We start from the raw sequence: 22,034 nt of genomic DNA, 5'->3' as shown, positions 1-22,034 counted from the left end.
AGAGCATGCCCATCCATCCGTGAAGGACAGGCTTTCAGGCGCAGCCCGCACGCGCAAGACCTGACGAGAGAGGCCAAGCAATGCCCAGGCACGACCCAGCGCTTCATCGTATCCAGAAAGCCCCCATGACGCCGGGGCGCAGACGGCTTCTCATCGTTGGCGCCATAGTTTTGATCGCTACACTAGGCTGGGCGCTGGCGACCGTGCTCAAGCCCGCCATCCAGCGCACCATCGTCATTACGACCGGCGCGGACAACGGTATTTATCGCGGCTTTGCGGATCGCTATGCTCCGCTCCTGAAACGCGACGGCATTACGCTTGATATCCGCAGTTCTTCGGGCTCGATCGAAAATTATCAGCGGCTGAAAGATCCTGACAGCGAATACGAAGTCGGCTTTATTCAGTCAGGTACCACCCGCCCGACAGAGACCGACAACCTGCAGACGATCGCTGCCGTTTCATATGAACCTATCTGGGTGTTTTATCGCGGCGATACAACCGTCAACCGGTTGGCGCAGTTACGCGGCAAAAGGATTGCCATCGGCGTTCCTGGCAGCGGCCTGCTCAACGTCGCCCAGGTATTGCTCTCTTATAGCGGCGTCACCGGCGACAACACCAAGCTGCTGGAAATGGACGCAGCCAAGGCGTATCAAGACCTCGAAAATGGCACACTGGATGCGGCATTCTTTATCGGCAGACCTGATGCTTCCATGCAGCAGACGTTACTGAACAGTGATCTGAAGCTGATGAGTTTCGCGCAGGCCGACGCCCTCGTGCAAAAATTCCCGTCGCTCTCCAAGATCATTTTTCCGCGTGCGTCGACCAGCATTGTCAATGATCTTCCGCAGACCGATGTCACCCTGCTAGCCGCAACAGCTCTGCTCGTATCCAAGGACACCCTGCACCCCGCTCTCGCGTATCTGCTGCTGGAGGCGGCCAAAACCGTGCACGGCGGCGAAGATTACTTCACGCCGCTCGGCGCGTTTCCCAACTTGAACACCGATGAATTTCCCATCTCCGACGAAAGCACGCGCTACTTCAAATCCGGCCGTCCTTTTCTGCAGCGATACCTTCCGTTCTGGCTGGCCAGCTTTATCGAAAGGCGGCTGCTGATCCTGGTGCCCTTCATGGCTCTCCTGATAGGTTTGCTGCAGGCATTGCCGCGCATGGCGTCGGCGCGGATTAAAAACCGGCTCGTGGTCTGGTATCGGGAAATAAAATCGCTGGAAGATGAAATATGGAGAACCCCGCAACCAACCCCGGACCAGATTGCGCAATGGCGCGAAGAAATAGAAAGCATCGACGCGCATGCCAGTCAGATTCGGATTCCTCAACGTTATTTCCAGGACGTTTATGCGCTTAAGCAGGCAATAGGCATCGTGCGGAAGCGGATTTTTCAGGTAGCTGAAAAGGTTCGATGACCCAGTGTTTCTGTCCGTAGGGCCGCCCGACCGAATGCCGGGATTGGCGTCTTTTTAAGTGACCCCGTGACGCGTCTCAAGCGTTATCCTCCGTGTCTTTCCGGGAGACGTTGAAGCTAGATGCACATCAGAACGACAGGTGACTGCCTATGCGGGAGTCTCAAGTGTTTTGTGTGGTGTCCAATGTCGCTTGTGCCTGCACGACGGTCACGCCAATGACGTAATAAATGTCGTCTGCGCTGCAGCCGCGTGACAGATCGTTGGCGGGTTTTCGAAGGCCTTGCAACAACGGGCCGATCGCCTTTGCACCGCCTACCCTTTCCGCCAGCTTGTAGCTGATATTGCCGGCCTCGAGACTCGGAAAGACCAGCACGTTGGCCCGGCCGTGCACATTCGAGTGATCGATCTTGCGTTCGGCGATCTCGGCGACGATCGCCGCGTCGAGCTGCACGTCGCCATCAATAGCAAGGTTCGGGCGTTGCAGCCTGACCAGACGCGTTGCTTCCACGACCTTGTCGACCGCCGCATGCCGGGCGCTACCGCTTGTCGAGAATGACAGCATGGCCACGCGCGGTTCATCCATCAAAAGGTTCTGCGCGCTATCTGCGGCCGCCATGGCGATCTGGGCCAGCTCGTCCGCATTCGGGTCCACGACCAACCCGCAATCGGAGAAGATAAGGCCGCCCTTGAGCGTATGGAAAGGTTCGCACAACATCATCAGGAAGAAGCTGGAAACCAGCTTGAACGACGGGTCGATACCGATGATCTGGATAGCTGTACGAACCACGTCGGCGGTGGTGTTGACAGCTCCCGATACCGAACCATCGGCATGACCGAGGCGCACCATCAGGTTAACAAAACAGAGAGGTTTAAGCACTTCCCGCTTCGCGTCATCCAGCGTCATGCCCTTGCCGCATCGCAGCTCGAAGAGGCATTGGTACAAGGATGGTGCAAGCGGCGAAGTGGATGGGTCCACCAGTTCGATGCCGGTCAGATCTATGCCCTCACTGGCCGCCACTTGAAGAATACGCGTGACGTCCCCCACCAAAATCACTCGGGCAATGCGTTCGAAAGTCACACGTTGCGCCGCCTGGAGAATCCGCGGGTCCTCCGCCTCGCTCAGTACGATACGCATAGGATGAATGCGGGCGCGCTCGATGATGCGGTTAATCGGCTTCATGGGTACTCGGTCACGGTTGCCAAAGACTGTATGGTGCTGGAAACGGCAGCGGTCCGTTTCCAGCACGTCGGGTTCCACGAGAGCCTGAACCCTCGGAAGCTCAAACGCTCACACGTAGTCTTTGTATTTCTCGAGCAAGCGCACGGGTTTAGCGAGTGCATCACGGCGGAACGGGTCGCCGAGCTCGCGCGTACACATGATCTCGATGATGGTGGTCTTGCCGTGATTCATCTGCAGATCAATGGCACGCTTGAGCGCCGGGCCCACATCCTCAAGCTGATTCACCACGATCCCTTCTGCACCCATCGCCTTGGCGATCTCCGCAAAGCTCTGGTTATCCAGCTCACCCGCCACGAAGCGCCGGTTGTAGAAGTCCACCTGATTTTTCTTCTCCGCGCCCCACTGCCGGTTATGAAACACCACCGCTGTCACCGGAATGTTGTGACGCACGCAGGTCATGGTTTCCATCAGGCTCATGCCCCAGGCGCCATCGCCCGCATAAGACACCGCCGGCCGGTGAGGTGCAGCTACCTTCGCCCCGATGATGGTCGGAAACGCGTACCCGCAGTTACCCCAGCTCATCGCGGCGAAGAAGCTGCGCGGCTTGTTAAAACGCAGATAACTATTGGCCACCGAATTGATATTGCCGATATCCGTGGACACCATCACGTCCTCGGGCATCGCCTTCTCCAGCTCGCGCAACACCTGACGCGGATGCAGATACTGCCCACCACCCAGCGGCCGCTCGTGCTTCTGCTCCTCGATCATGTCCAGGCTGTAGGCATCACGCTCGTGGGTCCACTCGTCGAGTTCTTTCTCCCACGCTGCCTTCTCTGAGGCGATCTGGCGCGCGCGCTCTTCACGCGTGGCGTCGCTTACCAGCGTGCGTCCATCGAGCCGCTGGCTCAGTGCAATGGCGGCCGCTTTCGCATCGCCGCAAATGCCCACCGAGATTGTCTTCACCAGCCCGAGCATCTTGTGATCGGCATCGATCTGGATGATCTTCGCGTCCTTGGGCCAATAGTCCATGCCGTGCTGCGGCAACGTGCCGAAGGGTCCAAGACGCGAGCCGAGCGCGATCACCACATCGGCTTGCGCCAGCAGCTTCATGGCGGCCTTTGAGCCCTGATAACCGAGCGGGCCGCACCACAGCGGGTGCTTGGCCGGAAACGAATCGTTATGCAGGTAGCTGTTGACCACCGGCGCTCCAAGACGCTCAGCGAGCGCCTGACACTGCTCGATGGCGTCTCCCATCACCACGCCACCGCCGGAGATGATCACGGGGAACTTCGCCTGTGCGATCAACTCGGCCGCATCGTTCAGGCTCTGTTCGCCGCCGGGGCCGCGATCCAGGTTCTGGGGCTTCGGGATCTCGGCCTTGATCTGGCCGTAGAAGTAATCGCGCGGGATATTGAGCTGGGTCGGTCCCATCTCGGCCTTGGCGCGATCGAAACACCGGCCGGTGAATTCGGCCATGCGCGCGGGATGCGTGACGTGACCCTGGTACTTGGTGAACTCCTGGAACATCGGCAACTGGCGCGCTTCTTGAAAGCCGCCCAACCCGATGCCCATGGTGCCGGCTTCAGGCGTGACGATCACCACCGGGCTATGCGCCCAGTAAGCCGCAGCAATAGCGGTGACGCAGTTGCTGATGCCCGGCCCGTTCTGGCCGATGACCACGCCGTGGCGCCCGGAGACCCGCGAATAGCCATCGGCCATGTGGCCCGCGCCCTGTTCGTGAACCACGGGAATCAGACGAATGCCGGCGGGCGCGAAGATGTCCATCGCGTCCATGAAGGCCGAGCCCATGATGCCGAACATCTCGGTGACGCCGTTGGCGGCAAGCGTTTCAACGAACGCTTCAGACGGAGTCATGGCCTGGGGGCCGGTGCGGGCGGCGGTGGAAGCGCTGCTGGCTACGGGGTCGTGCTCGCTCATGGTGGTGTCTCCTGATTTATCGATAAAACGGAACGTCTGGTTCCGAAAAGTGCAGCTCATGCGGAAAGATAAAATAATATCAACCCATCGTCAATCCACATTTACAATAAACGGTACGATTTGTATCTAAAAAAGAAGAAAGCTATGATGACCACCTGGTAAGCCGGTCGCGTGGGCGAACGCGTTGCCGAGATGACACGAGAGAGGAGACGAAAGTGACTGATGGTGCGACGAGCGGTGCAGCGAGCGTGACGGGTGCAATGAACAAGCCGGACAAAATGGTCGCGGTGCGGGCTGTGTTCGGTATCGATTCCGACTTGATGGTGCCCGCCTTCAGCGAACCTGACGACCACGTTCCGGAAATCGATGAGGTTTATCGCTTCAACCCGGAAGTGACAACCGCCATCCTCGCTGGCTTTGCCCGCAACCGCCGGGTCATGGTGCAGGGGCTGCACGGAACGGGTAAATCAACGCATATCGAACAAGTGGCGGCGCGGCTCAACTGGCCGTGTGTGCGTATCAATCTCGACGGTCATATCAGCCGCCTCGACCTGGTCGGAAAAGATGCGATCGTGGTGCGCGACGACCTGCAGGTGACGGAGTTCCAGGAGGGCATCGTGCCGTGGGCGCTGCAGCGGCCGGTCGCGCTGATCTTCGACGAATACGACGCCGGCCGCCCCGACGTGATGTTCGTGATCCAGCGCATCCTGGAGCGCGATGGCAGGTTCACCCTGCTCGACCAGAACCGCGTAATTCGGCCGCACCCATACTTCCGCCTGTTCGCCACCACCAACACGGTGGGTCTGGGCAACATCAACGGCCTGTATCACGGCACCCAGATGTTGAACCACGCGCAGATGGACCGCTGGAACGTGGTCGCCACGCTCAATTACCTGCCGCGTGCGGAAGAAGCGGGAATCGTGCTCGCGCGCGTGCCGGAGCTTGCCGACGACGCCGGCCGTGCACTGATTGAATCGATGGTGAGCGTGGCCGAACTCACGCGCAAAGGGTTCACGACCGGCGACGTATCGACGCTTATGTCACCGCGTACAGTGATTGACTGGGCAGAGAACTGCCAGATCTTCCACGATCCGGCGCGCGCGTTTCGTCTGACATTCCTCAACAAATGTGATGAGGCGGAGCGGCCGATCGTTGCGGAGTATTTCCAGCGTTGCTTTGGCAAGGAACTGGATGACGTGTCCGAGCGCGAGAGCCTTGCAGTGGAGCATCGCTGATGGAGGCGGACAGGCAGGCGGTTCGCCGCCGCGAGCAGCGCGAGAACCTGTGTGCATCGGCAATACGCGCCCTCACAGGCGATGCCGCGCTCGACTATCGCAACGGTCGTTTGTGCCGCGACCTGCGCCCGCTGCCGTTCAATGCGCCGCATCTGCGCCGCGATACGGTGGCGAATAGTCTCGACTCCCTGCGTGGCGCGGCCGATGGCGCAGCGCTGCGTCTGATGCGATCCGACGCGACTCTGCATAGCCGGTTATGCCCCGCTGATCCGGTCGCGCGCCTCGTGTTCGAACTGCTTGAGCAATTGCGCTGCGAAAGCCTGACGCCGCCCGGCATGCCCGGTCTGGTGTTAAACCTTCGTCACCAGTTCGAAGCGTGGTCCCGAGGTTTTTATCGCTCTGGGCAGGCGGAAAGCCATATCGGAAATCTGCTCTATACCGTCGCGCAAATTTCGTGGTCGCGCCTCTCGGGTTGGCCGGTGCTTGAAGAAACCGAGGGTCTGATCGAACATACGCGTGCTGGGGTCGCCCCGGTGCTTGGCTTGTCGTTGGCGGGGCTGCGGCGGCATCGTGCAGACCAAGGCGCATTCGCGGTCCACGCGCTCGAGATGGCGCGCCTCGTGAGCGAAATGATCCGGGATGCGCGCGAGCAGCACACGCTCGACGATTCATCGGATCAAACAGACGACGAAGCCACACGCACGGCGTTGTCGTTATGGTTCGATTTCGATGACAACGAGACCGCGGATGAAGACGAGTCGGTGGCAGCCGCCGTCACCGGCGTGGGGCGCGTGCCGGGGGCATCCAGCGACAGCTATCGTATTTTCACCCAGCGCTATGACCAGGAGATTCATCCGGGCGCGCTCGTGCGCAAGGCGCTACTGGCGGAGTATCGCGAGCGTCTCGACGAGCGCATTGCGACGCAAGGCATAAATGTGCCCCGACTGGCTCACGCGCTGCGGATTGCGCTCGCTATCCCGCAGCGCGACGGCTGGTCATTCGGAGAAGAACATGGCCGCATCGACGGCCGGCGCCTCGCGCAACTCGTTAGCTCTCCTGCTGAGAGACGCCTCTTCCTGCTGGAACGGGACACGCTGCTGGCCGATTGTGCAGTCAGCTTTCTGATCGACTGCTCGGGTTCGATGCGCGCGCATATTGAAGCAGTGGCCGTCATGGTGGACACGCTCGTGCGCGCCCTGGACCAGGCGGGTGTGACAACCGAGGTGCTGGGTTTCACCACGGGCGCCTGGAACGGGGGGCGCGCCCGGCTCGACTGGCTCGCGCGTGGAAGGCCGCCTCATCCCGGCCGGCTCTGTGAGCTCTCGCACATGATATTCAAGGATGCGTCCACCAACTGGCGACGGGCCCGCGCCGATATCGCCGCGCTCTTCAAAGCCGACCTGTTTCGCGAAGGCGTGGATGGCGAGGCAATCGACTGGGCGTGCTCGCGGCTGCTTGCACGCGACGAGCGAAGACGGATCGTGATCGTGATTTCAGACGGCAGCCCGATGGAAGGTGCGACCGTCCTCGCCAACAACGCGAGCTATCTCGACAATCACCTGCGCGAAGTTATTGCGCGCCACGAGACCGCGCGGGATGTGGAGGTGCTGGGATTGGGTGTTGGGCTGGATCTCAGCCCGTACTACCGGCATTGCCTCGCGATGGACTTGTCCGTCCCACCCACCATGGCGATGTTCGGCGAACTGGTGCGATGGATCGGCGGACCTAGGCATGCGGCGGGGGTCAGGTGACCCCGAGGTAGACGCGCGATTGAAACCAAATGCGCTTCGCCGGGTATATCGCCCGGCGAAGCGCACCAGCGTGTCCTCCACGTTACCGAACCCCATCCCTACGCAATAGCCGCGGCGCTCAAGCTATTCACACCCATCTCATCCAGCACGTCGCGCACAGCGGCAATCAAACCGTGCATCTCCTTTTCGTAGAGCCGGCCGATGCAGCCGATACGAAACGATTCTGCAATCGTCAGCTTGCCGGGATAGATCACATAACCGCGTGTTTTCAGGCCATCGTAGAAACGCTCGAAGACAAAGCCCGGATGGGCGGGCATCCGGAAGGTCACGATGATCGGCGCCTGCAAATCCTCCTTCAGTAGAAGCTCAAAGCCAAGCGCCTTCATGCCATCGACCAGAACGCTGCAGTTGTTCCTATACCGCCCCCCACGTCCCCCAACGCCCCCCTCCGCATCAAATTCCGCGAGCGCCTGGTGAAATGCCACGATCACGTGCGTAGGTGGCGTGAACCGGTACTGCCCGGTTTTTTCGAAATTCGCCCACTGATCATGCAGGTCGAGGACCAGCGTGGTGGCGTTGCCCCTGGTCGCTGCAAGCGCGTCGCGCTGGCACACAACGAAGCCAAGCCCCGGCACGCCTTCGATGCACTTGTTCGAAGACGCCGCCACCGCGTCTGCGTGGATCGCGGGTGCATCGATTGGCAGCGCGCCGAAGGCGCTCATTGAATCGATGAGATAGCCCTTTTTGTACTTGGCCGCGAGTGCGCCGATCTCGGCAATCGGATTCAGGATGCCCGAGGTCGTCTCGCAATGGACCACGAAAATATGTGTGATCGACGGCGTGCGCTTCAGTACTGTTTCGACCTTCTTCAGGTCCGGCGGCGCATCTTCGGCCGTTTCATGGACGACGGTCTTGCGCCGGGCGATGTCGAGAATCCGTTTCGCGCGCTGACCATAAGCGCCGTTGATGAGCACGAGAACCTTACCCGTAGGCGGGACGAAACTGGTCAGCATGGCTTCGACTGCAAAGGTGCCGGAGCCTTGCATGGGCACCGTTACATAGTCGCCCTCGCCGTGAACGATCTCAGCGAGTCGCGCGAGGACGGCCTTGTTGATTGCCACGAAGCTCGCATCGCGCGAGCCCCAGTCGTGTGCCATCGATGCCTTGACGGTACGCGAGGTCGTCAGAGGTCCGGGCGTCAGGAGAAAGGGATCGCCCGTTTCGGAAGCGGCTGGTTTGAGGACCGCGGATTGATTCATAGGAAGAGTGTCCGTATCGATGTGTGGCGTTTAAAGGCTGCACGAAGAGTAGATCAGCGTGTGAAGTGTGTGGTGCGTTTGATCCGCAGGCTGCGAGGCATTCGCGTCTGCCAAGGTCCTCGGCGCATGACGACATTTTAACCGCCCATCGTCCGTTTCAAAGCCTCAGCTCTGACCGCGACCTGGAAACACATCATTAATAGATACAAATCGTACCGTTTATTGTAAATGTGGATTGACGGTGGGTTGATATTATTTTATCTTTCCGCATGAGCTGCACTTTTCGGAACCAGACGTTCCGTTTTATCGATAAATCAGGAGACACCACCATGAGCGAGCACGACCCCGTAGCCAGCAGCGCTTCCACCGCCGCCCGCACCGGCCCCCAGGCCATGACTCCGTCTGAAGCGTTCGTTGAAACGCTTGCCGCCAACGGCGTCACCGAGATGTTCGGCATCATGGGCTCGGCCTTCATGGACGCGATGGACATCTTCGCGCCCGCCGGCATTCGTCTGATTCCCGTGGTTCACGAACAGGGCGCGGGCCACATGGCCGATGGCTATTCGCGGGTCTCCGGGCGCCACGGCGTGGTCATCGGCCAGAACGGGCCGGGCATCAGCAACTGCGTCACCGCTATTGCTGCGGCTTACTGGGCGCATAGCCCGGTGGTGATCGTCACGCCTGAAGCCGGCACCATGGGCATCGGGTTGGGCGGCTTTCAAGAAGCGCGCCAGTTGCCGATGTTCCAGGAGTTCACCAAGTACCAGGGTCACGTCACGCATCCCGCGCGCATGGCCGAATTCACCGGCCGGTGTTTCGATCGCGCCAAGGCCGAGATGGGACCGACCCAGCTCAATATCCCGCGCGATTACTTCTACGGCCAGATCAAGGCCGAGATCCCGAAGCCCCAGAACCTGGATCGCGGCCCCGGCGGCGAACAGAGCCTGAACGATGCGGCCGAGTTGATCGCACAGGCGAAGTTCCCCGTGATCATCTCCGGCGGTGGCGTGGTGATGGGAGACGCCATCGAGCAGTGTCAGGCGCTCGCTGAGCGTCTTGGAGCGCCGGTGGTCAACAGCTACCTGCATAACGATTCGTTTCCGGCCAAGCACCCGCTGTGGTGCGGCCCGCTCGGTTATCAGGGCTCAAAGGCCGCCATGAAGCTGCTGGCGCAAGCCGATGTGGTGATCGCGCTCGGCTCGCGTCTTGGACCCTTCGGCACGTTGCCGCAGCACGGCATGGACTATTGGCCCAAGGACGCGAAGATCATCCAGATCGATGCCGATCACAAGATGCTCGGGCTGGTGAAGACAATCTCGGTGGGCATTTGCGGCGATGCGAAAGCGGCCGCCATTGCACTGAGCCAGCGGCTCGATGGACGCACGCTGGTAAGCGACGCCACGCGTGAAGAGCGCGCGCGCCAGATCGCCTCAGAGAAGGCAGCGTGGGAGAAAGAACTCGACGAGTGGACCCACGAGCGTGATGCCTACAGCCTGGACATGATCGAGGAGCAGAAGCACGAGCGGCCGCTGGGTGGTGGGCAGTATCTGCATCCGCGTCAGGTGTTGCGCGAGCTGGAGAAGGCGATGCCCGAGGACGTGATGGTGTCCACGGATATCGGCAATATCAATTCGGTGGCCAATAGTTATCTACGTTTTAACAAGCCGCGCAGCTTCTTTGCCGCGATGAGCTGGGGTAACTGCGGGTACGCGTTTCCGACCATCATCGGGGCGAAGGTAGCTGCACCTCACCGGCCGGCGGTGTCTTATGCGGGCGATGGCGCCTGGGGCATGAGCCTGATGGAAACCATGACCTGCGTGCGTCACAACATTCCGGTGACAGCGGTGGTGTTTCATAACCGGCAGTGGGGCGCGGAGAAGAAAAATCAGGTGGACTTCTACAACCGGCGTTTCGTGGCGGGCGAGCTGGATAACCAGAGCTTTGCGGAGATCGCCAAGGCGATGGGTGCAGAAGGGATCCTGGTGAATCAGCTTGAGGATGTGGGCCCGGCGCTCAAGCGTGCCATTGATCTGCAGATGAATCATGGCAAGACCACCATCATCGAGATCATGTGTACGCGCGAGCTCGGCGACCCGTTCCGCCGTGATGCACTCGCTAAACCCGTGCGTTTGCTCGATAAGTACAAAGACTACGTGTGAGCATCTAAGGCGTGGGGTTTGATCCGTTCATCGCCCGGACAGGGTCCGCGATGAACGGGTCACATCCACTCCCCTGCCTCCGGCAAGTTTTAGCTTGAGAAAGACTTTTCGGCTGCTGTCAGAACCTCTTTGACCTGGATTCGCCGTGCCGACCGACTACACCGAAACGACCATTACCGAGGACCTGTCCGACGTCGATGAAGCTCGTTCTAAAACGGCCGATAGCAAAACGCTCGCCTACAATTTGACCGACCCGTTTTCCAGAATGGCGCAAATGAAAGAAGCGCACACGCCAACGCTGCGTACGTTCGCGCTGCTCGAACATCTGGTTGCCGCAGAAGGTCCCGTGTCGCTCGCCGACATTGCAAACGACGTGGGTTTGCCGAAGGCATCGCTGCACAGAATGCTGGCTTCTCTGGAGGCGGGTGGCCTTGTCATTCGCTCACCCGACCACAAGAACGCCTATGTGATTGGGCCGCGGCTCGCACAACTGGGGCTGGGCGTGATGATGCACTCGGGCGCCCGTCGCCTGCGTCATGCAATCCTCGCGCGCCTTGTCGCCGATCTCGGCGAGACCTGCAACCTGACCATGCTTCACGGGGCGCAAGTGCTCTATCTCGACAGGATGGAAGCGCCGTGGCCGCTGCGTCTCGATCTGAAACCCGGCTCTCATGTCCCCGTCCATTGCAGCGCAAGTGGCAAGCTGCTGCTTGCGATGCAGGCGCGCGAACAGCGCGGTGCGATTGTTCGTGCGCTGAAACTCGAGCGCCTCACGCCGAACACCATCACCGACCCTGAACTGCTCGACGCCGAACTTGACCGGACCGCGCACAAGCGCGTCGCCATCGACAATGAGGAGTTCGTGGTTGGCATCGTTTGCGTGGCCACGCCCGTGATGGACGCAAACGACCAATGCATTGCGGCGATCGCCGTGCATGCGCCCGTCTCGCGGGCGCCGCTGTCGCGCGCACTCGAATTCGTCCCGCGCATGCAAGAAGCGGCACGGGAGCTTGCGAAGACGTTCTAGCGCGTCCTGCCACGCGTATGGCCCCCCTCATACCGCCGCTCGGGGCCAACGCACACGCATCGACCCCGGACGCCTCCGGCGCGTATCCATCCGGGCCTACTGGTTCTTGAAGCATTCTGCAATTGCTGTATCTATCACCGTGCACATTGCGCTCGTTAAAGGCGGTTCGCATGGACTCCATTTCTCTCTTACGTTGTCTTGTCAAAGGGCACAAAATGCCACTGTTCGAACTCGGGGTCGAATAGCGCGAGCTGATCCCATGACGGATCGCCCTCAGCGGGTTTCACGTTCATAGTTCGAAGGGCACATTCCAGCGCACGGTGTACTTTGTTGTCGTCCCAGAAAATCACGTCCAAAGCCGTTTCGCGCCAAGCGAATAAACCGGCCTGTTCGTAGATGTGATCGACCTTCGCAAGTGCACGCGCGTCAACATCGAACGCGCCCGGCTCCTGACCATCTGCAACAACTTTGTACGCTCCCTGCCTGAATCCAGCCAGCCCGCCACCGTCACGCAAAAGTATTCGGCCATCGCGCGCCGGCCAGCCAAGATGCACATCACCTATGAAGGCGCGCCGGGTGTCATCCTCGAACAGCGGCCAGTTCACCTGCGAGGAAGGTAGAGTGTGAAGAGACCGGCCATTGCTGAGGTATGCGCTTTCGATCAGCGTATCGAAGGGCGACAAGAAGCAGTGGGGCATCACGCCGAGCCGACCCGGGCTGGAGACCATCGTCAGCCGTCCCGGCCCATCGACGGTCGCGAGAATATAGACGGGCGGCTCCGGTAGCACCGAGAGGCCGCCGAAGTCGTTTCGGGGCTGCGAAGATGAAATCATTATGGTTCCTTTCTGCAAGCGAGGCGGTACGTCAATGTTTTGGTCCCGATTCGCGAACGAATGAAGAAGGTCCTCGCGCAGAGATAAGTTGACGTTTCTCAAGCCGTGTAGGACAACCCACTTGAAGTTTGTTAATCATTGATTGGTTGATCGTCGGTGATCGCCACAGGCAGGAAATGCCATTGTTGGAACTCTGGGTCAAACAGTGCCGTTTGGGTAGCAGGGTCGTCGCCTTTCGGCGTCATCGTGCGCGCTGCGAGAACCGCCTGGATAGCTGTCGTGCGCAGGTCTTCGCTCGCCTCTTTCAGTAGTGACTCACAGGTCTCGCGCCAGGCGAACAGACCCGCATGCTCATATATGCGATCCAGCGTGCACAGCGCCGTAGCGCTGACTTCAAATGTTATCGGCCGGTCTTTCCCAGCCCACGTCAGCAATGGTCCTCCATACTGGCGCGGGATGCCGTCTTGGCGCAGTAGCAGGCGACCGTTGCGTGCGGACCAGCCCAAATGCAGGACCGCTACGAGCAGGCCGTTGTCCGCCAGGAAGCTTTTCTCGGAAAGGCTCCAGGTCGACAAGACTGAGTACGAGAGACCGGGCCTCGCCCGGAACGTGCCCTCGATATGAGCGTCCATGGGAGATAGGAAGCATAGCAGTCCATGGTGTTGGTCATCGCCCTCAGTCACGAGTTGATGCTGGCCCGGCTCAATCTCTATACTCAGCACAAAGGCTCGCGGGTTGATAAAGAAGCGCTGCGTATTGCTCGTTCTGTCAGGTTGTGGTTGATTCATAAATGAACCGCCCCGGATTTGGTGGAGGCTCCAACTCTTGAGAGTGATTCATCGGGTTTTTCCCGACCCCGAAGGATGAAGCGCACGACTGCTGCAGGCGGATCTGGGAAGGAATACGATTACGAGGCAGCGGTGGTCGAGGTCGGCCCATTATCTGGTGCACTGAGCCCGTTTGAGAGTTGGACCCGCAACCCTGCGAGCACCCCGAATTGTGACCGAGGGCAAATGTCGCCCTGCCGGAGCACGCTTACCAGAATCCGATAACGAGGGTTGTCGCCGCTGCCATTCTCTATCTTGCAGGAGGGCAGCATGCAGGTACTCTATCCGCGCTGTGCCGGGCTGGACATACATAAGGACATCATCGTCGCCTGCGTCCGTTGTGTGTCTGCGCCGGAGCACCGTGAAGTGCAGAGATTTTGCAGTACCACTAAGGGATTGCTGGCGCTGTCGGACTGGCTGGCCGTCCATGGCTGTTCCCACGTGGCAATGGAAGCCACCGGCGTTTACTGGAAGCCAGTGTGGCACGTTCTCGAGGGCTCCTTCGAACTCGTGCTGGGCAACGCTGCGCATATTCGGAACGTGCCTGGCCGCAAAACCGATGTGAACGATGCGACGTGGATCGCAGACCTGCTCGCACACGGGCTGATCCGCTCCAGCTTCGTCCCGCCGGCCGCGATCCAGGAGTTACGTGATCTGACACGCACACGCAAACAGCTGACGCGCGAGATCGCCCAGCATTGTCTGCGTGTCCAGAAGGTGCTCGAGGATGCCAATCTCAAACTGGGCAGTGTCCTTTCTGACGTACTTGGCGGCAGCGGACGCGCGATTCTGAAGGCCATCATCTCGGGCGAGAACGATCCGGTGCTGCTCGCGGCACTGGCGCAAGGTCACGCGCGCAAGAAGACGAGTGAACTACGCGAAGCATTGCGCGGCCGCATAACTTCACATCACCGTACGATGCTCGCGCTGCATTTGCAGCTCATCGACGCCCTTGAGCACGCGCTGACTGAACTGGATGCCGCCGTGGGACTTGCTCTGACGCCAATCCGGCAGCACGTTCAACTGCTAAGAACCATTCCCGGCGTCGGTGACCTGACCGCGCGGGTCCTGGTGGCCGAGATTGGGGTCGACATGACGCGCTTTCCCGATTCCGCTCACCTCATATCGTGGGCCGGACTGTGTCCCCGCAATGATGAGAGCGCCGGTAAGCGCCGCAGTACGCGTGTCCGCAAGAGCGGCACATGGCTCAAGACGGCACTCGTGACTGCCGCATGGGCCGCAGTACGTACGAAGAACAGCTACCTGTTCGCCCAGTTCACTCGCGTCAAGGCGCGGCGCGGTTCAAAGAAAGCAATCATCGCAGTGGCTGCGTCGATGCTCACCGCAGCGTGGCACATGCTTCGCAATGGCGTGGAATACGCAGATCTCGGTGCAGACTATTTCACCCGGCACGACATGCAGAGCACCGTTAAGCGATTACTAAAACGCCTCACGGATCTTGGATATCCGGTGCAGCCAGCTTCCCCGTCATAACGGCTTCTTACCAGAATGGAGCCATGAGCAAGCCAAGCCAATTTTCCCCTGAAGTCCGAGAGCGCGCCGTTCGTCTGGTGCGCGAGCAGCGTGGCGAGCACCCGTCACTGTGGGCAGCTGTTGAAACCATTGCGCCGATGATCGGTTGTTCGAGCCAGACCCTATTGGGCTGGGTCAAGCGTGAGCAGATCGACAGCGGCGAGCGCGAAGGCGTGACCACGTCGGAGCGTGAACGCCTCAAGACGCTGGAACGTGAGAACAAGGAACTGCGCCGCGCCAACGAGATTCTGAAGTTGGCGAGCGCGTTTTTCGCCCAGGCGGAGCTCGACCGCCGTCTGAAGTCCTGAAGGCCTTCGTCGATCAGCATCGCGACACCTTCGGGGTCGAGTCGATCTGCAAGGTCTTGCGGATTGCCCCGTCGGGCTATCGGCGTCATGCCGCACAGCTTCGCGATCCGTCGCGGCGCTGTGCTCGCGCGATACGCGATGAACGTCTGCAACCCGAGATCAAGCGCGTCTGGCAGACCAACATGCAGGTCTACGGCGCGGATAAGGTCTGGAAACAGATGAACCGGGAGCGCATCAAGGTGGCTCGCTGCACCGTTGAGCGATTGATGAGACGACTGGGTTTGCGTGGCGTGATGCGAGGCAAGCGTGTTCGCACGACCGTCCCCGATGCCTGCGCCCCGCGCCCGCTGGATCGGGTCAATCGCCAGTTCAACGCTTCGCGGCCAAACCAGCTTTGGGTCTCGGACTTCACCTACGTCTCGACGTGGCAGGGCTGGTTGTACGTCGCGTTCGTGGTCGACGTGTTCGCTCGGCGGATCGTTGGCTGGCGCGTCAGCACGTCGATGACCACGGACTTCGTTCTGGATGCGCTTGAACAGGCGCTTTACGCGCGGCGACCAGGCGGCGACGCAACGCTGATACACCACTCCGACAGAGGTTCGCAATACGTCAGCATTCGCTATAGCGAGCGGCTCGCCGAAGCGGGCATCGAACCGTCGGTCGGCAGTCGGGGCGACAGCTACGATAACGCCCTCGCTGAAACGATCAACGGCTTGTACAAGGCTGAACTGATTCATCGCCGCACCTGGAAAACACGCGAGTCCGTCGAGTTGGCAACGCTGGAATGGGTGGCCTGGTTCAATCACCATCGGCTGATGGAACCGCTTGGCTATATCCCGCCCGCTGAAGCTGAGGCAAACTACTACCGGCAACTTGAAACACCTGCCGTCGAACCCGCATTAACTTAAACCAACCAGCCTCCACGATTCCCGGGGCGGTTCATAAAAGCTCCTCCGAGCGTTTTCATATCACACCAGACTTGAAATCAGATGGCATCCGCATGTTGCCCGGTGGCCATGACGGGCGATGGGTACCCCGTTGTCCATCATGGAATCATCGCCTTCGATAATGAGGTTGGGCTGGATACCGGGGTGGAGCGGGCACGACACCCCGTCGCCCTTGCGGGCCACGAACCGGCCATCAAACCGCATCGTTGTCGATGCGCTGGTGACTTTGCCGCGGTGGTCGGTATCGTCACCGAGTCGGATCAGGTTCATAGGTTTGGTTTCCTCAAGGTTGTCTATGGTTTCAGGCTTGCCGCCGCGCGGCGCGCTCACTGCTTCTGCGACGGTGGGAACGGGTCCTCTAGATCACTTGTCCGAACCCAGCCTGTAGTAACCCTTTGCGAAATCGGGCTGAAGTAGTCCGGATTGGTATACCGAATATAAGAAAAATTCCCTTCTTGTTGCAACACAGCGACGACGTCCCCTTCTGTGATGTAACTTTTCGTTTTCAAAAGTAACTTGTTTCGCTTTTTAAAAATTGACGATTTTTTTGTCGCGATGCGAATACTTAACCCGCTAATCTTAGTAGTTACGTTGTAACGAAATTGATGAGAATTGAAAGGGCTGGAGTGGAAGACGCCAACGCTCCCACCGCAACCGGGCGGCTCTTCTTCAGCCTGAACTATCCACTCCCCTCCTGTAATAGCTATAGTTCCGTCAATGTCCGCTGGTTTATATCTGTCGGCATATGAGTATTTACCGAATTCGAACCCGAACGTTTTTATTTTTTCGATAATAGTAGTCGCTCCAGAATTTCCAATGCGCGGGGACTGACCGACGAAAAGGAACATGCATGACTTATCCTTCTCCACTGCACCATAGTATCCGTACAATCGCCCGCTCGACTCAAGAGCGATTAGATTGTCATTGTCAAAAATTAATAATTCTGACGAGTGGCATAAGGATGAAGTACCTAGTGTGACCAGCATAAGCGCCGCTCGATAGTTATTTTTTAAATTCATTGAAGTACCTTTCTAAGTCCTTTGCATAATCTGGGTTATGCTTCTCCCAACGCAGCCCATTATAAGCAGCTGCAACGCCTCGCCAGTCCTTACTACATAAAGCTTTGACCGCATTCGGTTTTACATTTTTCATGAAAGCTTCGAACATCTTGACTTGATTGTCGATGCCTTGCATGTATTCATTTGCCATCTCCATCGATGTCTTGCAGTTACAGCCTTTGTAATATTCGCCTAAAATTTGGAATGCGCCCCAAGAGCAAGATTGAATAGCAGCATCCAGATCTAGTTTTCCAGCCCTAGCGAATCGCTCGTATTGATGTAATCCACTGGCGCCGAAACCTCCAGATTTTGGGAAACAAATGTCCGGAAAAGAAAGGTAAGGGTTTTTGGGCTTCTTGCCTGTTTTTTTGTCGATCGACGGTGACGTAAAATCATAGAAATGGTGGCGCTCAAAGAGAATTCGTGGCAATCCATTTGCGTCAAAACCCCCATCGGGTTTCCACGGGCCTTTGCCGACAGTCTCTTGCTTGTTCAGAGCTTTGATTGCCGCCGCTTCACATCCCAAAGATTGGGCTAGATATTGAAAATGTTCGTCGGTGAGATTTGACGACTTCGGATAATTCAGCCTCGACCCGAGCACATTGAGAGCAATTGTTCGTGGCTTGCCGGTATCGACTACCTTGTAATGATGCTCGATGGTAATAGACGTTTTTGATTTTCCCGTGGTGGCATCCGTATAGGTTTCCTTCTTTTTCGTCGGGAAGTCCTTCTTGACCTTGCCTTGTTCTGTGATCTTCTGAACCCATCCAAGATACGGACCAAATTCATTAACCAGGCGCTCAACGGTCATCACCTCGCCTTCCTTGACCACAGGAATCTTGAGGTCCTGCTCGAACGCATCCTTGGGCGCGAGTTGCGTCACCGCCTCGAGATGGTATTCCGGGCTGATAATCGTGTACGCGCTCACGTCCTTTGACGGCGTGACCGATCCCTTGAGCACATAGTCGCCATGACGGTTTTTGACGAGCACGTCAATCGGCTGATTTCGGGCGGCATTGTGAATCGTCATGCCATAACCATCCTTGTCGGTTGCGCCCTGAATGCTGTTGATTACCCCTGCCGACGCTGCCGCAACTCCTGCTGCGTATCCAGGTAACGATCCGGAATCGTCCGCATCCAGGCCGGTCTTCCATGCCGGTGCAGGCGGCGCGCCGGTTCCGGCTTTAATCTGCACGGCAAGCCCTTCAATCGGATGGTTCACTGCATCCCGAAACACAAACGTCACTTCAACCAGCGGATTGGGTGGTGTTTTCGGATGAGAGGACGGTCCACTTTTATGATGCGGTTTATTCACAAGTCTTCCCTCAAATATCTAAAGTTTTCGCTCGTCGATCATCCTTCTGCCGGATCGTCCAGTTCATGTTGATCGTAGGTATCCTCACCAATGCTCCACTCACCAGCACCGATTTCGCATTTGACCTTCGTGGAGGTGGGTGTTTGAACAACCGTGGTAGCGCCGTCAGTCAACATGCCTTGCTGCTGGATCGTGCCGTCCGGCAGATAGATGCGGTATGGCTGGCTGTCCAGCGCCGACGCTAGACCTTCGTGGCCGAGCAGGGTGCTGACATCAAAAACCTGCGTGTATTCCTGAACCGGGTCTTGCACTAGGGTGCTTAGCGGTAGAACTGGAACTGGCATGCGCATGGTGGCCGGCCCCGGTTTGTCCCAGAACGAGGTCTTTTCGAGGATGTGTCCGGGCGTGCCGTTTTCGATGCCCTCAGCGTTGATCTTGATGTACGAACCGCCCGCGCCGATCCAGATTTCTTTGGGCGCCGTCAGGATGATCTTGCCGTCCGTACTCGTGATCGTGATGTCCTTCAATGCGCTCAGCGCCATCTCGTCGCTTTGTGCCTGAATCTCGACTTTGCCCTGCGCAGCAATGAGCTTCATGCCGAGCCGGTAGGCGAAGATCGACACCGCGCCCTTGACCGCCGCAATCAGCGAGCGGCCCGACGAAATGCTCACGTCACGGCCCGTCGTCACCGAAAAATCCTGACTGCTCGCAATATGGGTGCTCTGCGCCGCCGTCATGCTGGTGCCAGCCGCGCTGGCGATTACCAGGTCCGGGCGGGTGAGTTGCGGAAACGGATTGTCGGTGCTCACCGCGTCGCCGCGTATTGCCTCATTCTGCGTCTTGATGGCCTTTGCCGCGTCGTTCTGATCCGCACCGTCCTGCTGGGCCTTATGCTGCCGCGCAAGTCGCGCCAGTTCTTCATGTTGCTCGCGCGCCTGCGTCAGCCGCTGCACCGTCTCGCCCATGTCCTTCGCCGGTGTCGTTGCTCCCGCTCGCGTCTCGGTACTAATCAGCATGCCCCGGTTGGCGCGAAATACAGCCCACAAATTCGTGGCGAACTCTACCCCCTCGCCCCGCGCTTCGAGCCGTCCCTCACGACCCTCGATCCGCGTGTTGTAACCTAGCACCAGTCGCGACTGCCCATGATCGCTGGCTACTTGAACCTGAAGTTTTCCCGGCGTGTCGTCCGCAGCAATGTGATTCGATTGGCTGCCTTTCAGGTCGCGAGTGCGCGTACCAGACAGCGCCTGATTCTTTGGCAATTGCCACGGCGGCTGATTGAGCTGATTGACCATCCTGTCCGACACATACGGTTTGTCCGGGTCATCCTCGTGGTAGCTGACGGTGATTTCCTGGCCAATTCTCGGCAGGTAAATTACCCCGAATCCGTTTCCCTGCCACGGTGATGAAACCCGCACCCAGCAACTCGAATTCTGGTCCTCGCTGCCTTGCCGGTCCCATATAAGCTGAACCTTGATGCGTGCGTAACCGTCAACCCACATTGGTTGGTCTTTCGGTCCAACGACAATGGCCGTCTCCGCACCGCAGCGCGGCCTCTTTGCCTTTGCGCGGTTCTTGAAGAACGCATTGGCTGGTTGGAGCACAAAGTCCGTGACGCACTGGTAGTGCGCGTCTTCTCCAGACGGGCGGCTGGTCTCATCGACGTTGCGGATATCGATCTGCGTTGAGACCACCAGATACTCAATGTTGGCCTTTTCTATCGGATAGCCCTGTAGCTTGAACGTCCGACCTGTCGCCATTCCGCGCATGTTGCCCGTGCCGCGTGCGCGCAGAGAGCGGCAGCGCAGTGCATCAAGGCGTACCTGCGCCAGGTATTCGGCCTCCCCCTGATAATCATTCGGCGTGGTCGACAGACCCATGCTGCTGGCGAGCGGCTGAGAATAATTGCCCCAGCCGTAATGCTCGGCGTTAGCGAATGCGGTATCACCCGGGTCTGATTTGGATGCGCCAAGCAGGGCACGAGAGCGCGTGTAATCGTAGTCGATCAGGCTGACGGTCCCTGCGGTCAACTCGTGCGCGACAGCGAGCTTACGAATATGCTCTTCGTCAATCCGTTTGCCGCCCGGTGCATGATAGGAAATGGTTTCATACGCCACGTCATGAGGCTTGTGCGACCCGGGGGAATCGCACAGAACGAGGGTTGACCCTTCCATGAAAAAATACAGTCCCCATTCGCGCCAGAGCCGGGACAAAAATGCGAAGTCACTTTCCCAGAATTGCCGTACATAATCGCGCTTCGGAAAGCCGGACTTGAAACCCCAGGCAGCAAGGCGAAGTTCGTAGGGGAATCCATAGCTATCTTCCTTCAGGATCGACTCGGTTATTTCGACCACACTCTGATTCTGGAAAATGCGGTTTTCCCGGTTTCTGGTAGCCAGCCACAGCCACGGGCGGATCGTCAAACGGTAGTACGCGTGGCGGTCATCCGCGTCGTTGCTGCGCACCGCTGTTATCAGGCCAGTAATCTCGCGTTTGCCCGCGCCCAGATTTGCGCTGCCCGCATTGCCTCGCAACCCCGGCATAAACGTGCCGCTTCCTTCGTACTCGATGACCGCCGTCATTTCCGTACCGATCAACGCGTCCGGGGAAACTAGTTCTTTCGCCTGCCACACGCCCAGCGTTGGCTCATCAACGGTCATCACATCCAGCGTGTATTTGTACAGCGTGCCGAGCTTGTCGGAACCTGACAGACGCACGGCGCGAAGAATTGGCATTCCCCCGTGGGTAGGCAGCGACGCCCCTGAGATAGCGAGTGTTCGGGACTGAATTGGTTTGAACATGGGGACTTTTATTGAGTAGAGGGCTAACGACGCGTATGCCCATTTGGCGGCGCTTGCGGGCGGCGATGCCGGACAACTAGAGACAGGTTCGGATATCCAACGAGGTGCCGTCAAATACGCTCTGGATATCCACGCGGGTCAGGTCCGAAGCCGACCGGCACCGGGTTAGGGGCGTGATGGGTCATAGCTCCCATGCGTGTAATGTCTTGCCCGATGTCGTTTCTCATTGTGTAATGTCTCTATCTAATGTTTCTAAACCGGCAATGATCTACAAGCATGACAAGCCATAGCCGGAGCGCACAATGAGATAAATCCGAAAAGCAGCGATAATTAGGGGTAACCCGTATCGTTTGCTACACGTCATCAGGCTTCACTGGAGCGGTCTTAGCTTCCCAACGACTATCACACCGATCCAACTCGTGTTTGGAATGGCCGCACTCTA

At 58.7% G+C, this 22,034-nt stretch carries 16 protein-coding genes and 1 other annotated feature; of the genes, 7 read left to right on the top strand and 9 right to left on the bottom strand.

What is annotated here, in order from left to right; genetic code table 11:
- The first annotated feature begins 125 nt into the window (after positions 1-125).
- Entirely contained in the window at positions 126-1,421 is a 1,296-nt protein-coding gene (locus SBC1_RS07850) for a TAXI family TRAP transporter solute-binding subunit (protein ID WP_165090009.1), read from the top strand.
- Between the two features lie 160 nt (positions 1,422-1,581).
- Here SBC1_RS07850 and pta read toward each other — a convergent pair whose 3' ends face one another.
- Both pta and xsc (SBC1_RS07840) read right to left on the bottom strand, forming a co-directional pair.
- A complete protein-coding gene (pta, locus tag SBC1_RS07845; RefSeq protein ID WP_165987541.1) occupies positions 1,582-2,601 on the bottom strand; it encodes a phosphate acetyltransferase in 1,020 nt (339 codons plus the stop codon).
- A gap of 108 nt (positions 2,602-2,709) precedes the next feature.
- On the bottom strand, positions 2,710-4,539 hold the full coding sequence (gene xsc / locus SBC1_RS07840; protein ID WP_206366033.1) for a sulfoacetaldehyde acetyltransferase: 1,830 nt from the start codon (positions 4,537-4,539) through the stop codon (positions 2,710-2,712).
- A 260-nt stretch (positions 4,540-4,799) separates the two neighbouring features.
- Here xsc (SBC1_RS07840) and SBC1_RS07835 point away from each other — a divergent pair, with 260 nt between their 5' ends.
- Positions 4,800-5,774 carry an AAA family ATPase gene (locus SBC1_RS07835; protein WP_165093130.1) on the top strand — a complete coding sequence of 325 codons (975 nt, stop codon included), beginning with the start codon at positions 4,800-4,802 and terminating at the stop codon, positions 5,772-5,774.
- Positions 5,774-7,525, top strand: coding sequence for a cobalt chelatase (locus SBC1_RS07830; protein WP_165090003.1), 1,752 nt, complete (start codon positions 5,774-5,776; stop codon positions 7,523-7,525). Before SBC1_RS07835 ends, SBC1_RS07830 begins: the two co-directional genes overlap by 1 nt.
- Before the next feature lie 98 nt (positions 7,526-7,623).
- On the opposite strand, the gene SBC1_RS07825 is transcribed toward SBC1_RS07830, so the two are convergent.
- A complete protein-coding gene (locus tag SBC1_RS07825) occupies positions 7,624-8,784 on the bottom strand; it encodes a 2-aminoethylphosphonate--pyruvate transaminase (protein ID WP_165987539.1) in 1,161 nt (386 codons plus the stop codon).
- Between the two features lie 329 nt (positions 8,785-9,113).
- On the opposite strand from SBC1_RS07825, the gene xsc (SBC1_RS07820) reads away from it, so the two are divergent.
- A complete protein-coding gene (gene xsc, locus SBC1_RS07820) occupies positions 9,114-10,943 on the top strand; it encodes a sulfoacetaldehyde acetyltransferase (RefSeq protein ID WP_207958429.1) in 1,830 nt (609 codons plus the stop codon).
- A 274-nt stretch (positions 10,944-11,217) separates the two neighbouring features.
- Positions 11,218-11,970 (top strand): IclR family transcriptional regulator, encoded by a 753-nt coding sequence (locus SBC1_RS07815; protein ID WP_165988810.1) that lies wholly within the window; start codon positions 11,218-11,220, stop codon positions 11,968-11,970.
- 188 nt (positions 11,971-12,158) lie between these two features.
- On the opposite strand, the gene SBC1_RS07810 is transcribed toward SBC1_RS07815, so the two are convergent.
- Entirely contained in the window at positions 12,159-12,821 is a 663-nt protein-coding gene (locus SBC1_RS07810) for a hypothetical protein (protein ID WP_165987537.1), read from the bottom strand.
- Positions 12,822-12,934: 113 nt separating this feature from the next.
- On the bottom strand, positions 12,935-13,591 hold the full coding sequence (locus SBC1_RS07805) for a hypothetical protein (RefSeq protein ID WP_165987536.1): 657 nt from the start codon (positions 13,589-13,591) through the stop codon (positions 12,935-12,937).
- 309 nt (positions 13,592-13,900) lie between these two features.
- Here SBC1_RS07805 and SBC1_RS07800 point away from each other — a divergent pair, with 309 nt between their 5' ends.
- Entirely contained in the window at positions 13,901-15,124 is a 1,224-nt protein-coding gene (locus SBC1_RS07800; RefSeq protein ID WP_165086648.1) for an IS110 family transposase, read from the top strand.
- A 23-nt stretch (positions 15,125-15,147) separates the two neighbouring features.
- A protein-coding gene (locus tag SBC1_RS07795; RefSeq protein ID WP_165987534.1) for an IS3 family transposase occupies positions 15,148-16,379 on the top strand; the annotation gives its coding sequence in 2 pieces (ribosomal slippage) (positions 15,148-15,436 and positions 15,436-16,379; 1,233 coding nt in all).
- Positions 15,426-15,542: a sequence feature (AL1L pseudoknot), on the top strand. Its footprint overlaps the gene before it by 117 nt.
- A 60-nt stretch (positions 16,380-16,439) precedes the next feature.
- Here the strand turns inward: SBC1_RS07795 and SBC1_RS07790 are convergent.
- From SBC1_RS07790 to SBC1_RS07775, 4 genes are all read right to left on the bottom strand, one after another.
- A complete protein-coding gene (locus SBC1_RS07790; protein WP_165988808.1) occupies positions 16,440-16,688 on the bottom strand; it encodes a PAAR domain-containing protein in 249 nt (82 codons plus the stop codon).
- A gap of 56 nt (positions 16,689-16,744) precedes the next feature.
- A complete protein-coding gene (locus SBC1_RS07785; protein ID WP_165987532.1) occupies positions 16,745-17,266 on the bottom strand; it encodes a hypothetical protein in 522 nt (173 codons plus the stop codon).
- A 154-nt stretch (positions 17,267-17,420) separates the two neighbouring features.
- The gene (locus SBC1_RS07780) at positions 17,421-18,791 is read right to left on the bottom strand and encodes an N-acetylmuramidase family protein (protein WP_165987530.1); all 1,371 of its coding nucleotides are present in this window, start codon (positions 18,789-18,791) and stop codon (positions 17,421-17,423) included.
- A gap of 38 nt (positions 18,792-18,829) precedes the next feature.
- Positions 18,830-21,592, bottom strand: a complete 2,763-nt coding sequence (locus SBC1_RS07775) for a type VI secretion system Vgr family protein (RefSeq protein WP_165987528.1) — start codon at positions 21,590-21,592, stop codon at positions 18,830-18,832.
- Positions 21,593-22,034 lie beyond the last annotated feature (442 nt).

This window comes from Caballeronia sp. SBC1, from assembly GCF_011493005.1.
In the GTDB taxonomy this organism is placed as follows: Bacteria; Pseudomonadota; Gammaproteobacteria; order Burkholderiales; family Burkholderiaceae; genus Caballeronia.
The sequence above is the reverse complement of the archived record's forward strand: the minus strand, read 5'-3'. Positions and strand labels throughout refer to the sequence as shown.